At 41.1% G+C, this 13,466-nt stretch carries 12 protein-coding genes; all 12 read right to left on the reverse strand.

Annotated features, from left to right (window positions below):
• Positions 1-87: 87 nt before the first annotated feature.
• The 12 genes from pyrE to lspA all read right to left on the reverse strand — a co-directional run bounded on the left by pyrE (position 88) and on the right by lspA (position 13,355).
• On the reverse strand, positions 88-738 hold the full coding sequence (pyrE, locus tag J7E63_RS03375) for an orotate phosphoribosyltransferase (RefSeq protein ID WP_215010266.1): 651 nt from the start codon (positions 736-738) through the stop codon (positions 88-90).
• Positions 735-1,451, reverse strand: coding sequence for an orotidine-5'-phosphate decarboxylase (gene pyrF / locus J7E63_RS03380; RefSeq protein WP_215010267.1), 717 nt, complete (start codon positions 1,449-1,451; stop codon positions 735-737). Before pyrF ends, pyrE begins: the two co-directional genes overlap by 4 nt.
• Positions 1,423-2,364 (reverse strand): dihydroorotate dehydrogenase, encoded by a 942-nt coding sequence (locus J7E63_RS03385; protein WP_215010268.1) that lies wholly within the window; start codon positions 2,362-2,364, stop codon positions 1,423-1,425. The genes pyrF and J7E63_RS03385 overlap by 29 nt, the downstream gene beginning before the upstream one ends.
• Positions 2,361-3,134 carry a dihydroorotate dehydrogenase electron transfer subunit gene (locus tag J7E63_RS03390; RefSeq protein WP_215010269.1) on the reverse strand — a complete coding sequence of 258 codons (774 nt, stop codon included), beginning with the start codon at positions 3,132-3,134 and terminating at the stop codon, positions 2,361-2,363. Before J7E63_RS03390 ends, J7E63_RS03385 begins: the two co-directional genes overlap by 4 nt.
• Entirely contained in the window at positions 3,131-6,337 is a 3,207-nt protein-coding gene (carB, locus tag J7E63_RS03395) for a carbamoyl-phosphate synthase large subunit (protein WP_215010270.1), read from the reverse strand. The genes J7E63_RS03390 and carB overlap by 4 nt, the downstream gene beginning before the upstream one ends.
• Entirely contained in the window at positions 6,330-7,421 is a 1,092-nt protein-coding gene (locus tag J7E63_RS03400) for a carbamoyl phosphate synthase small subunit (protein WP_214713041.1), read from the reverse strand. Before J7E63_RS03400 ends, carB begins: the two co-directional genes overlap by 8 nt.
• Positions 7,418-8,704 (reverse strand): dihydroorotase, encoded by a 1,287-nt coding sequence (locus J7E63_RS03405; RefSeq protein WP_215010271.1) that lies wholly within the window; start codon positions 8,702-8,704, stop codon positions 7,418-7,420. Before J7E63_RS03405 ends, J7E63_RS03400 begins: the two co-directional genes overlap by 4 nt.
• Positions 8,664-9,605, reverse strand: coding sequence for an aspartate carbamoyltransferase catalytic subunit (locus J7E63_RS03410; RefSeq protein WP_215010361.1), 942 nt, complete (start codon positions 9,603-9,605; stop codon positions 8,664-8,666). Before J7E63_RS03410 ends, J7E63_RS03405 begins: the two co-directional genes overlap by 41 nt.
• 162 nt (positions 9,606-9,767) lie before the next feature.
• Positions 9,768-11,081 (reverse strand): solute carrier family 23 protein, encoded by a 1,314-nt coding sequence (locus tag J7E63_RS03415; RefSeq protein ID WP_215010272.1) that lies wholly within the window; start codon positions 11,079-11,081, stop codon positions 9,768-9,770.
• Positions 11,082-11,254: 173 nt separating this feature from the next.
• Positions 11,255-11,797, reverse strand: coding sequence for a bifunctional pyr operon transcriptional regulator/uracil phosphoribosyltransferase PyrR (pyrR, locus tag J7E63_RS03420; protein ID WP_088086326.1), 543 nt, complete (start codon positions 11,795-11,797; stop codon positions 11,255-11,257).
• 183 nt (positions 11,798-11,980) lie between these two features.
• Positions 11,981-12,892 carry an RluA family pseudouridine synthase gene (locus J7E63_RS03425; RefSeq protein ID WP_088086325.1) on the reverse strand — a complete coding sequence of 304 codons (912 nt, stop codon included), beginning with the start codon at positions 12,890-12,892 and terminating at the stop codon, positions 11,981-11,983.
• A complete protein-coding gene (gene lspA / locus J7E63_RS03430) occupies positions 12,864-13,355 on the reverse strand; it encodes a signal peptidase II (protein ID WP_098933033.1) in 492 nt (163 codons plus the stop codon). The genes J7E63_RS03425 and lspA overlap by 29 nt, the downstream gene beginning before the upstream one ends.
• Positions 13,356-13,466 lie beyond the last annotated feature (111 nt).

Genomic DNA, 13,466 nt, shown 5'->3' on the forward strand with positions numbered 1-13,466 from the left:
TTTCTATTTATCAGCGGATATTACCTGTTTATCAGCGAAAACACATGATTTATCAGCGTTAATTTCATTTTATCAGCGTATTTTCGATTATATCAGCGAATCTGTTTCAACGAACTGTTTGCTCCATTCAGATGGATCTTTACTCCATAAAAGCAGACTTTTCTGATCCTCTGCCGTAACGTTGCCTTTTGAAATCGCTACTTCTATTAATGTCGGAAAATCAGTCAAAGAAATACTCTTAATCCCGTTTTCCTGAAGCAGTTCTCTTCCCTTTTCCAGCCCATATGTAAAAATGGAAACTACTCCAAGCACTTCACAGCCTGCTTCCCGTAATGCTTGAACTGCCGTAATCACACTGCCCCCTGTTGAAATTAAATCCTCAACAACGACAACTTTTTGACCTGATTCAACCTTGCCTTCAATCTGATTTCCTTTGCCATGCCCCTTTGCCTTTGAACGAACATAGCACATTGGTAAATCCATTAGCTCACTCACCCACGCTGCATGTGGGATCCCTGCTGTCGCCGTACCAGCAATAACTTCAGCTTCTGAAAAATTCTCAAGGATGAGTTTTTGCAATCCAGCAGCAATTTCTCTTCTAACAGCCGGGAATGAGAGTGTTAGCCGATTATCACAATAGATTGGTGACCGGAGCCCTGATGTCCAAGTAAATGGATCCTGTGGCTTTAAGGCAACCGCATTAATTTCTAATAATCTTTCAGCAATCACGTGTTTCATTGTCGTATCCCCTTCCATGCTTCCATCCATTTTTCATAGCTTTTCACTGGGTCAACTGACCGAGTAATCGAACGCCCCACAACAATAGAACTTACGCCCGAATTTCTCGCAAATTCCGGTGTAGCCACTCTCTTTTGATCTCCAACCTGATCAGACTCCATGCGAATTCCTGGGCATACGGTCAAAAACGATTGCCCAGCTTTCTCCCTAATAAAAGCAGCTTCCCATGCAGAGCAGACGATACCGTCCAAGCCAGCTTCTTTTGTAAGTAACGCATAATGTAAAACGGATTCTTCCAATGAAACAGGAATGAGCTGTTCTTTATTCATTTGCTCTTCTGATGTACTCGTCAACTGTGTTACCGCGATGCAATTAGGTCGTTTCCGTCCTGCAGAAGTCCCTGCCTCCAGTCCTTCAAGTGCGGCTGCCATCATCTCTTTTCCCCCGGCAGCATGAACATTAACTAAGTCACATTCCAATCGGGCAAGCCCCTTCATCGCACTTTTCACAGTGTTCGGAATATCATGAAGCTTTAAATCCAGAAAAATATGATGACCTTTTTCTTTTAATTGATGAACGATTGAAGGGCCTTCTTGATAAAATAACTCCATGCCAACTTTCACAAAAAGCTCCTTGCCTTCAAAAGGCTGCAAAAAACTATTCACTTCGCTGCCATTGGCAAAATCAAGCGCGATGATAAGCGAGTTGTCCATCTTCTTTCCAGCTCCTTCCTGTACATTCACTGATGTGTTCAAAGCCTAATTTTTCTAGTAAAGCTGGTAATTCCTCAATAATGGTTGGACATACGAAGGGATCCACAAAATTTGCAGTTCCAACTGCTACGGCACTTGCGCCTGCATAGAAATACTCAATCACATCGGCAGCCGACTCAATTCCACCCATGCCAATAATCGGAATGGATACAGCCTGACTGACCTCATAAATCATCCGAATGGCCACAGGTTTAATAGCTGGACCTGATAAGCCGCCTGTACGATTGGATAAAATCGGTTTGCCCGTTTTTAAATCAAGCCTCATCCCAACAAGTGTATTTATCATGGTTAAACCATCGGCGCCCCCAGCTTCCACCGCTTTCGCCATTTCCACAATATTAGTGACATTCGGTGACAGCTTCACATAAACTGGCACTTCAGAAACTTCCTTTACCTTCCGGGTTAATTGCTTAGCTACTTCAGGTATTGTACCAAATGCAATCCCTCCCGTTTTTACATTTGGACAAGAGATATTTAGTTCCAATGCATGCACATTGGGTGCTTTTGATATTCTGCGAGCAACCTCCACATAATCCTCTTCGAGTGACCCTGCAACATTTGCGATAATCGGGACATCGTACTGGGAGAGCCAAGGCAGCTCCGCGCCTAGTACTTTTTCAAGGCCTGGATTTTGCAATCCGATTGCATTTAACATCCCTGATGTTGTTTCTGCTACCCTTGGGGTTGGGTTTCCGAACCGCGGTTCTACTGTTGTGGCTTTAATCATAATCGCGCCCAATACACTCAAATCATAAAATTGGCTGTACTCCCGTCCAAATCCAAAACATCCCGAGGCAGGCATGATAGGATTTTTCAGTGTTAAACCCGGTAATTCGATGTTCAAACGGCTCATATCAATACCTCCCCGGCGCGAAAAACAGGCCCATCGCTGCATACCTTTTTATAGGCAACTCCGGTTGGATCATCTTTACTTTTACACACGCAGGCAAAGCATGCCCCAATTCCGCAGCCCATTCGTTCTTCTAATGATAAAAACATTTTTTTATCTGAATAACTTTGTTCAATCGCCTTTAACATTGGTGTTGGTCCGCATGTATAAATACAATCAAATCGTAAATCCTTCATGACATCTGTTACAAATCCTTTCCTTCCATAGGAACCGTCAACAGTAGTCACATAGGTTTCACCATTTTCTAAAAATTCCTTTTCGTAAAAAACCGCCGCTTCCGTTTGAAAGCCTAGGACATGGATAACCTTTACACCTTTTTCGACTAATTGGTTAGAAAGTTCATATAGTGGCGGAACACCGATTCCACCGCCAACAAGCAAGGCTGTCTCACCTCTGCTGACCTCATCGACAGGAAAGCCATTGCCGAGCGGTCCAAGGATGTCAAGTTGCTTCCCTGGACCCAATTCTGCTAGCATTGTTGTTCCTTTTCCTTCCTTGCGATAGATCATGGTCATGCTCTTTTGTTTTTTATCGAAGGAAGAGATACTAATGGGCCTTCGTAAAAGCGGGTCCCACCCATTTGAGACCCTAATATGCACGAATTGACCCGGGGCACTAATTTGTCCGACCAATTCTCCTTTAACAGTAAGCTCATATATGTCTGAAGCAATTTCTTTTTGGCTGCTGATTTTGCATAACTCTTTTCTAATCAAGCAAAGACAGCCTCCTTTTTCACTGAATCCATCGCTTCAGCCGAGAAGTTCATCGACTCAATCACTTTTAGGATAGCATCTGCTGTGTCTAATGAAGTTAAACACGGAACCCCATTTTCAACGGCTTCCCGGCGAATTCTAAACCCGTCGCGTTGCGGTTGTTTACCTTTGGTCAGTGTATTAATTATAAATTGCGCTTCGCCATGTTGAATGACATCCAAAAGAGTCTTTCCTTCCGAACCAATCTTTCCGACCTCTTTGACTCTTAGTCCAGCCGCCTCTAAGATAGCTGCTGTACCGCTCGTTGCCATTAAACGATAGCCGTTAGCTGAAAATCGCTTCGCCAGCTTTAACGCTTCCTGTTTATCTTTATCTGCTACAGTAAACAATACCGTACCAAACTTTTGGATATTCATACCTGAAGCAACTAATCCTTTATAAAGAGCTTTTTCAAGCGTTACATCCTTACCCATTACTTCCCCTGTCGATTTCATTTCCGGTCCGAGGGTTATATCCACACTTTTAAGCTTAGCAAAGGAGAATACAGGAACCTTTACGAAAACCCCTTCTTTTTCAGTGGCAAGACCAGGAATGTACCCTTGATCAACAATCGATACGCCTAAAATTGCTTTAGTGGCTATTTTCGCCATTGGAAGATTCGTTATTTTACTTAAAAATGGAACCGTACGGCTTGAACGCGGATTGACCTCAAGCACATAGACTTGATCCCCAGCCAGAACGTACTGGATATTTAATAATCCGATAATGTTTAAGCCCTTTGCTAATTTCTCTGTATACTCCACAAGTGTTTGTTTTACTGTCTCAGTAAGTGTTTGCGGCGGATATACAGCAATCGAATCACCAGAATGGACGCCCGCTCGCTCGATATGTTCCATAATTCCAGGTATTAGTACATTTTCTCCATCACAGATGGCATCTACTTCGATTTCTTTTCCTGTTAAATAGCGGTCAATCAACACTGGATGATCTGGATTAATTTTTACAGCATTTTTCATGTAGTGAAGCAATTCCTCTTCATGGTAGACAATTTCCATTGCCCTTCCCCCAAGAACATAGGATGGGCGGACTAGAACAGGATAGGCGATCTCGTTGGCAATCACCACCGCTTCTTCCACTGATAAGGCTGTTTTCCCTAACGGCTGCGGAATATTTAATTGTTGAAGAGCATGTTCAAACTTATCTCTATTTTCAGCACGGTCTATATCTTCAAGGCTTGTTCCAAGGATTTTGACCCCATTTTCAGCGAGATCTGCGGCAAGGTTGATAGCTGTTTGCCCGCCAAATTGGACCACAACCCCAATTGGATTTTCTAACTCAATAATACTCATGACATCTTCAATCGTCAGCGGTTCGAAGTAAAGCTTATCGGAAATACTGAAATCGGTAGATACCGTTTCAGGGTTATTATTAATAATAATTGCTTCATATCCTGCTTCCTTAATGGCTTTAACCGAATGAACAGTAGCATAGTCAAACTCAATTCCTTGACCAATACGGATAGGCCCCGACCCGAGAACAATCACGCTTTTTCTGTCCGTTACGACCGACTCGTTTTCCTCTTCATACGTACCATAGTAATAAGGTGTTTCCGATTCAAATTCTGCTGCACAAGTATCAACCATTTTATATACAGGGATAATCCCCAGGCTCTTGCGCAGGTTAAAAATCTCTTTTTCAGTACTTTTCCAAAGTTCAGCGATTTTTTTATCAGTAAAACCTTTTTGCTTTGCTTCAAAAAGGATTTCGTTATCAAAAGGATTAGCAGCAATTTTTGCTTCCAGACATATAATTCCTTCCATTTTCTTCAAGAAAAATAAATCAATTTTACTCCATTGATGCAAGGTTTCTATAGTTAGTCCTCGTTTTAACGCTTCTGCAATGTAGAAGAGACGCTCATCTCCTGCTTTTCGAATCCGCTTCTCGAGTAATTCATTATCAATTTCCTCCGCACCATTTAATTCAAAATGGAAGACGCCCGCCTCAAGGGAACGAATGGCTTTTAATAGGGATTCTTCAAACGTCCGGCCAATCGCCATAATTTCTCCGGTTGCTTTCATTTGCGTCCCTAGTGAACGATTCCCTGATTCAAATTTATCAAACGGCCATCTAGGGATTTTTGTTACAATATAATCGAGAGCTGGTTCAAAACTTGCGTACGTTTTCCCAGTAACCGGGTTCAACATTTCATCCAGCGTTAAGCCAACGGCAATTTTTGCAGCAAGCTTGGCAATTGGATAACCAGTGGCTTTTGATGCTAATGCCGAAGAACGGCTAACACGTGGATTAACTTCGATTATATAGTAATTGTAGCTATCTGGATCTAAGGCCAGCTGAACGTTACAGCCCCCTTCAATCCCTAAAGCACGAATGATTTTTAGTGATACATTCCTTAGTAGTTGATATTCTCGATCACTTAGGGTCTGACTTGGTGCAACCACAATGGAGTCCCCAGTATGAACACCCACCGGATCAATATTTTCCATGTTACAAACCACAATTGCATTGTCGTTTCCATCGCGCATAACTTCGTATTCAATTTCTTTGAAACCGGCAATACTTTTTTCGAGCAAACATTGATTCACAGGACTATGCTTTAGTCCGCTAGCAATGATTTCCTCAAGTTCTTCTAGATTATGACAGATGCCGCCTCCCGTTCCTCCTAGAGTATAGGCAGGACGGACAATCACAGGGAAACCAATCTGTTCAACAAAAGCCTTAGCTTCAGCTAATTCATGAATGATTGCACTATCAGGTACCGGTTCGTTTAACTCATTCATTAAGCTGCGGAATAGGTCCCGATCTTCTGCTTGTTTAATCGCGGAAAGTTTAGTACCAAGAATTTCAACCTCGCACTCAGCTAAAACTCCGGATTCAGACAACTCAACAGCCAGATTAAGACCTGTTTGTCCGCCGAGAGTAGCTAGTAGGGAGTCTGGACGTTCTTTACGAATAATTCTGCTGACAAATTCTACTGTCAATGGTTCTATATAAACAGCATCAGCAATTTCTGTATCTGTCATGATGGTTGCAGGATTAGAGTTTACTAGAATAACACGATATCCTTCTTCTTTTAGAGCGATACAAGCCTGAGTACCAGCATAGTCGAATTCTGCAGCCTGCCCAATGACGATTGGACCCGAACCAATTACTAAAATGGAGTTGATATCTGTACGTTTAGGCATTTGCTGTAACCTCCTGTTTGTTCTCTTCCATTAGGGCAAGAAACTGATCAAATAAGCCGTTTGCATCTTCAGGTCCTGGAGATGCTTCCGGATGATACTGAACAGTAAATGCCGGATAATCTAGGTGTTTTAGTCCCTCAACCGTTCCATCATTTATGGCAATATGAGTAATTTGTAATCTTGTGTTTTTGATTGACTCTTCTTCAACTGTATATCCATGGTTTTGTGCGGTAATCGCAACTTTCCCTGTAGTTAAGTCTTTGACAGGTTGATTGGAACCACGGTGACCAAACTTCATTTTTTCGGTGTTCGCCCCGCAGGCCAGGGCAAATAACTGATGGCCAAGACAAATTCCGAATAAAGGAACTCTGCCTAATACTCCTTTTAACATATCGATTGCTTCTGGGACATCCTTTGGATCCCCAGGTCCATTTGACAGCATAATTCCGTCTGGACTCAATTGAAGAATTTCCTCTGCAGTAGTGTGATATGGTACAACGATCACATCACAGCCGCGCTGATTTAATTCACGTAAAATTCCATGCTTCATTCCAAAATCAACAAGTACAACTCTTTTCCCGCGTCCAGGACTAGGATAGGCATTTTTAGTTGATACTTGGCGAACCTGATCGATTGGAAGCGATGTTCCACGCAATTTTTGTAGAACCTCATTTGCATCTTTTTCAATACTGCAAATTGCTCCTTTTAGTGTTCCGTATTGGCGGATAATTCTTGTCAATTTTCGTGTATCAATCCCTGCAATTCCCGGGATTTTTTTCATTTCAAAATATTCATTTAACGTATATTCACTTCTCCAATTGGACGGGAATTCAGCCGCTTCTTTAACAACGAATCCCTTCACAGCCGGATTGATTGATTCGAAATCATCACGATTAATCCCATAGTTACCAATAAGTGGATAGGTTAGTGTTACAATTTGTCCACAATAGGATGGGTCAGAAAGGATTTCTTGATAGCCAGTCATCCCTGTGTTAAACACCACTTCACCGATCGTTTCAGTATCACTGCCAAATCCTTTACCGATAAAAATTGTACCGTCTTCTAAGATAAGCTGTTTTTTCATGCTAGTACACATCCTTTTTCCCAAGCAATTTGCCCTCCAACTATGGTCATATCAGGCCAGCCTTTACATTTCCAGCCGCCAAATGGAGTATTTTTTCCTTTTGATAAGAATTCTTCTGGTTTAATTTCATATTCTTCATCGAGGTCCAAGATTACTAAATCTCCTGGTACGCCTACTTCTAGTCTTCCATATGGAAGACCGAATGCTTCCGCTGGTTTTATTGTTAAAAATTCAATTAATTGGTTAAGCGAGATGATATTTTTTAATACAAAATGTGTATAAAGCAGTGGGAACGCAGTTTCTAGTCCAACAATTCCGAATGGAGCGAGAACCATTCCTTCACTTTTTTCTTCTGCTGTATGCGGCGCATGATCGGTTGCAATAAAATCAATCGTTCCATCTAGAAGTCCTTCGATTAGGGCCGTTCTGTCATCTGCACCACGAAGCGGTGGATTCATCTTGAAATTTGTATCAAGCCCTGGAATATCATCTTCAGATAACAATAAATGATGCGGTGATACTTCTGCGGTTACATTAATACCTGCTCGTTTTGCATCCTTTACCACCCGGACCGATTCCTTAGTACTAATATGGCAGACATGATAATGACAGCCTGTAGCTTCAGCTAAGAGGACATCTCTTGCAATCTGAACTGATTCACAGATGGAAGGAATTCCATTCAAGCCATGTTTCTCTGAAAAAGAACCTTCATGGACACAGCCTTTATTAATTAGCGTGTTTTCTTCGCAGTGTGCAACGATTGCCATATTATTGGCTGCCGCTTTCCTCATGGCTGCTAGCATCCTCTCAGCCGACTGAACTCCGACACCATCATCGGTAAAGGCAAACGCTCCCGCTTCTTTTAATGCCTCAAAATCAGTTAGTTCCTGGCCAAGCTGTCTAGTCGTAATCGATGCATATGGCAAAACCCTTACCTTTGCTGTTTCGCTGATTCTGTTTTGCAGCCATTCCATTTGTTCCTTGGTGTCAGGCACCGGTCTTGTATTTGGCATCGCTGCTATTGTTGTAAACCCGCCCCTAGCTGCGGCAAGTGTCCCTGTAGCGATGGTTTCCTTTTTTTCACCGCCAGGCTCGCGAAGATGAACATGTAGATCAATAAATCCTGGTGAAACTAACTTCCCAGCTGCATCCACTATCCGGTCCACAATCGCATCAATGTTCGTTTCAATTTTTGTTATAACTCCATTTTCTACCAAAATATCAGCTTGTTTTGTTTCCCCATTAGATGCTATGTAGCATGCGTTCTGAATAAGAAGTTTCATTATTTTTTCCTCCTTCAAGACTTTCAATTGATCTTTTAATTGCTGCCATTCTAACATATACGCCGTTTTCCATTTGTTTAAAAATTCTTGACCGCTTGCACTCCACAAGACTATCAGCTATTTCAACATTTCTATTTACTGGCGCAGGATGCATAATGATGCTGCCTGTCTTCATCCTCTTTTCTCTTTCTAAAGTAAGCCCAAATTGTTTATGGTATTCATTTGCTGTAAAACTGCTTTTATTTTGGTGCCGTTCGTGTTGAACGCGGAGCAGCATCACTACATCTGCTTCTTGTACTGCCTGATCAATAGGCCTATACCTGGATATATCTACGCTCCTAGTATCAAACCATTCTTCTGGTCCAGAAAAAACCACTTCCGCTCCCAGCCTTATCAGAACATCTGCATTGGAACGCGCCACCCTGCTATGTCGGATGTCCCCAATAATGGTAATTTTTAATCCTGCAAATTGGCCAAATTCTTGTTGGATGGTCATTAAATCTAGAAGTGATTGTGTTGGATGATGTCCGCATCCATCACCGCCATTGATGATTGGGATGTTAACCTTCCCTACTAACTCATCAAAGTATCGATCCTGCTCATGACGAATGACAATCGAATTTACGCCAATTGATTCTAAGGTCTTCACTGTATCATAAAGTGTCTCCCCTTTTTGAACACTTGAGGTTAGAACTTCAAAAGGGATAACTTCTAATCCTAATCTTCTTTGTGCGACTTCAAAGCTGCTCTTTGTCCTTGTGCTTGGTTCGAAAAATAGATTGGCAGTAAACATTTGCCCTTCAGGATGCCACTTCATTCCGTTTTTAAATCCATGAGCATCTGCTAAGATTTGATTAATCTCCTCCACCTTTAATTCATTTGTGGTTAGTAAGTGATTTATCATCCGTCTTTTTCCCGCCTCTCATTTTGATAAAGAAACACCCTGACCATTGGTTGGTTCAGGGTGTAAGAATTCGCGACTTAATCCATGAGATTAAAATCATGGCATCAAGCTTACACCCTTATAAATCTCTCTGGATTTATTTAAAGAGTTGAAACTTTATTATGCAGTTTTCCGCTTTTCAGAGGATTGATTTTCCTCAAGCATATTTTCATTAATTGGTTCTTTGCCAGGCAGGATGAGATTTAAGAGAACCCCGCAGATTGCTGCCAATGCCATACCTTGGATTTGCAATGATTCAGATACTTTTATCACAGCGCCACCGATTCCAATCACCAGGATGACAGAAGATATGACAAGGTTACGCTTGTTTCCAAAATCAATTTTGCTATCAACCAGCATTCGCAACCCTGAAGATGCAATAATTCCGAAAAGCAGAATCGAAACTCCGCCCATAACCGGTGTTGGAATGGTCCCGATTAAGGCCGTTATTTTTCCAATAAAACCAAAAATGATAGCGAAGACTGCTGCACCAGCAATGACATACACACTGTATACTCGTGTAATGGCAAGGACGCCAATGTTTTCACCATAAGTTGTTTTGGGTGGGCCGCCAACCAAGGCAGAAATAATTGTTGCTGTTCCATCCCCAAGAATCGATCGGTGCAAGCCGGGTTCTTTAATATAATCACGACCAACTACTTTACTTAGTACTAACTGGTGTCCGATATGTTCCGATAAAGTTACAATTGCAACTGGTACCATTAACAGGACTAAATCCCAAGTGAATTTTACTTTATAACTTACAAATGGAAGGATAAATTCAGGCATTTCAAACCATTTAGCATCTATTACTGGTGTGAAATCGACGATTCCAACTAATAGTGCATAGATATATCCCACAATAATCCCTGCTAAGATAGGAATCATGCTTAACATTTTTTTGGCATATATCGAGAAAATAATCGTCGCTGCCAAGGTAACAAGTGCGACGGAGAAATGAAGCAAGCTGTACTTTCCAGTCGCAGGATTATTCATTGCCATATTCACTGCAGTTCCAGATAGAGCTAATCCGATAACAATGATAACTGGGCCGACAACAATTGGCGGCAGCAGGTTCATGATCCAGCGGTGCCCCGCCTTGCTTATGACAAGTGCAACAATTCCGTAAACTAATCCTGCGAGAAAAGTACCGACCATCGCACCACCAGGGCCGCCTGCTGCTTTGGCAGCAATGACAGGTGCGATAAAGGCAAAGGATGAACCCAGATAAGCCGGAACCTTGAATTTAGTTATTAATAAAAACGCCAATGTTCCAAGTCCACTTGAAATAAGTGCAATCGCTGGGCTTAAACCCACCAGGTAGGGAACAAGTATTGTTGCACCGAACATAGCAAACAAATGCTGTAAGCTTAATGTTATCCATTGAAATGGTTTTGGAATCTCTTTTACGTCTAAGATAGGTTTATTGTTCAATTGGATTTCCCCCATTTGATATACAGCTTTATTTTAGTATCTATATTTTTCATAAAAAAAACCCTCTTAGCCGGTAAGGGTACAAAGAGGGTATGGAAATGCCTTAATGAAGTCTCATGTTGGCATATTCCCCTTTGTCAGCCTCACAGGACTAAATTTAAAAGGGTAGCTATTTATTTTTCAAATATACTTACTTGATCAACCTTATCCACTTCGGCTAACTCAACAACGATTTTTTCGTCACTTGAGGTTGGGATATTTTTACCTACATAATCTGCCCGGATTGGAAGTTCACGATGTCCTCGGTCGACTAATACCGCAAGTTGGATAACTGATGGGCGTCCTATATCCATTAAGGCATCCAGTCCAGCTCTGACTGTTCTTCCCGTATATAAAACATCATCAACAAGAATTACTTTTTTATTATTTATACCAACCGGAATATCTGAGCCTTTAACAAGTGGTTCTTGACTTTCCGTCTTCTTAGTTAAATCGTCTCGATAAAGGGTAATATCTATCTCACCTATTGCAATCGACTTGCCCTCAATCTCTTCAATTTTTGCTGCAAGTCGATCCGCAAGATAGATTCCTCTCGTCCGGATACCAACCAGAATGCAGTCTTCTATACCTTTGTTTTTTTCAATAATTTGGTGGGCAATTCTAGTCAGCGCTCTACTGATTGCTTGTTCATCAAGGACAACAGCTTTTTGGTTCATATTACACCTTCTTCTTTAGTAAAATAAAAAACCTCTCACCCAATTCTGGTGAGAGGTTAACAAGTTAATCCATAGATATGGACATAGTATGCCCATAATCTTAACCGTTTCCTTCTCAGCCTCTCGGGACTGTTTTAAAGGCTTATTAAGCTAAAATCATCTTACTTTAAATAAACAACTATGTCAACGATTATTTCGAAGCTGAGTTAGCAACAATTCGATATCTTCTGGAAGCGGCGCTTCAAATTCTAAATATTCGTTAGTTCTCGGGTGGTTAAATCCAAGCACACCTGCATGCAAGGCTTGTCCTTCTATGTCCAATGTTTTTTTCGGTCCATATTTTGGATCACCAGCGAGAGGATAGCCAATATATTTCATATGAACACGAATTTGGTGTGTTCGTCCAGTTTCTAATTGGCACTCTACAAAAGTAAAGTCTTTAAACCGTTCAATCACATGGAAATGAGTGACGGCATGTTTTCCGTGGTCAACAACTGTCATGCTTTGGCGGTCTTTTGTATCCCTGCCTAGCGGAGCATCAACAGTTCCAAAGTCATGTGGAATGACACCATGGACAATCGCTTTATATTTACGAGTGACAGTTTTAGCCACCAATTGATTGACAAGGCTTTCGTGAGCCATATCATTTTTGGCCACCATCAACAGCCCAGTAGTATCTTTATCAATCCGGTGAACAATCCCGGGTCTTAATACACCATTAATACCCGATAAATCCTTACAGTGGAACATTAAACCATTGACTAATGTCCCTGACAAATGCCCTGGTGCCGGATGAACAACCATCCCTCTTGGTTTATTTACAACCAATACATCTTTATCTTCATAAAAAATTTCTAAGTTTAGATCTTCAGGTAAAACATCTAGTTCTTCTGGGTCTGGTATTGTGATCTCAATTTGATCATTTGTGCTGCATTTATAATTGGTTTTAATCTGTTGTCCGTTCACAAGGACATTACCTTCTTTTATCCATTGCTGTACTTGTGTTCGGGACCATTCTTCATCAAAGCTTGAGATCACCTTATCAATCCGATCTCCTTTTTGCTCCTCAAGAATGGTGTGTTCCATTTTCTCCATATGATTTCTCCTTTGATTCTCTCTCTTCTAGTAACATTTGAATCATTAACATGATGACACCGATCACTAAAGCTGAGTCTGCGATATTAAAGACTGGGAAATTATAGCCAAAAACATACGTATGAATGAAGTCGACAACTTCCTTTCGAATCACACGGTCAATAAAATTGCCTATGGCGCCTCCGAGCATTAATGCTAACGATAACCCTAGCAGCCATTTTCCTTTTACTGCTTTGTAAAGATAATACATAATAGCAACTATTACAATGACAGTAATTACATAAAAAAGCCACATTTGACCTTGTAATATCCCCCATGCTGCTCCACGATTACGATGAGAAGTAATATAGAAAATTTTATCAATGATGGTAATACTTTCTCCTAGATACATGTTGCTTACAATTAACCATTTCGTAATTTGATCTAATAAAATAACAAAAAGTGCGATTAAGTAATAAAACACTAAGAAATACCTCCACATCAACCTAGACTTGCGATTCTAGGCGCTTTCGCTTTTCATACTTCTTAAGCATTTTAGCATACTTTTTCGCTAAACGAAAATGGAACATTATTA

The sequence above is a fragment of the Bacillus sp. ISL-75 genome (assembly GCF_018613095.1).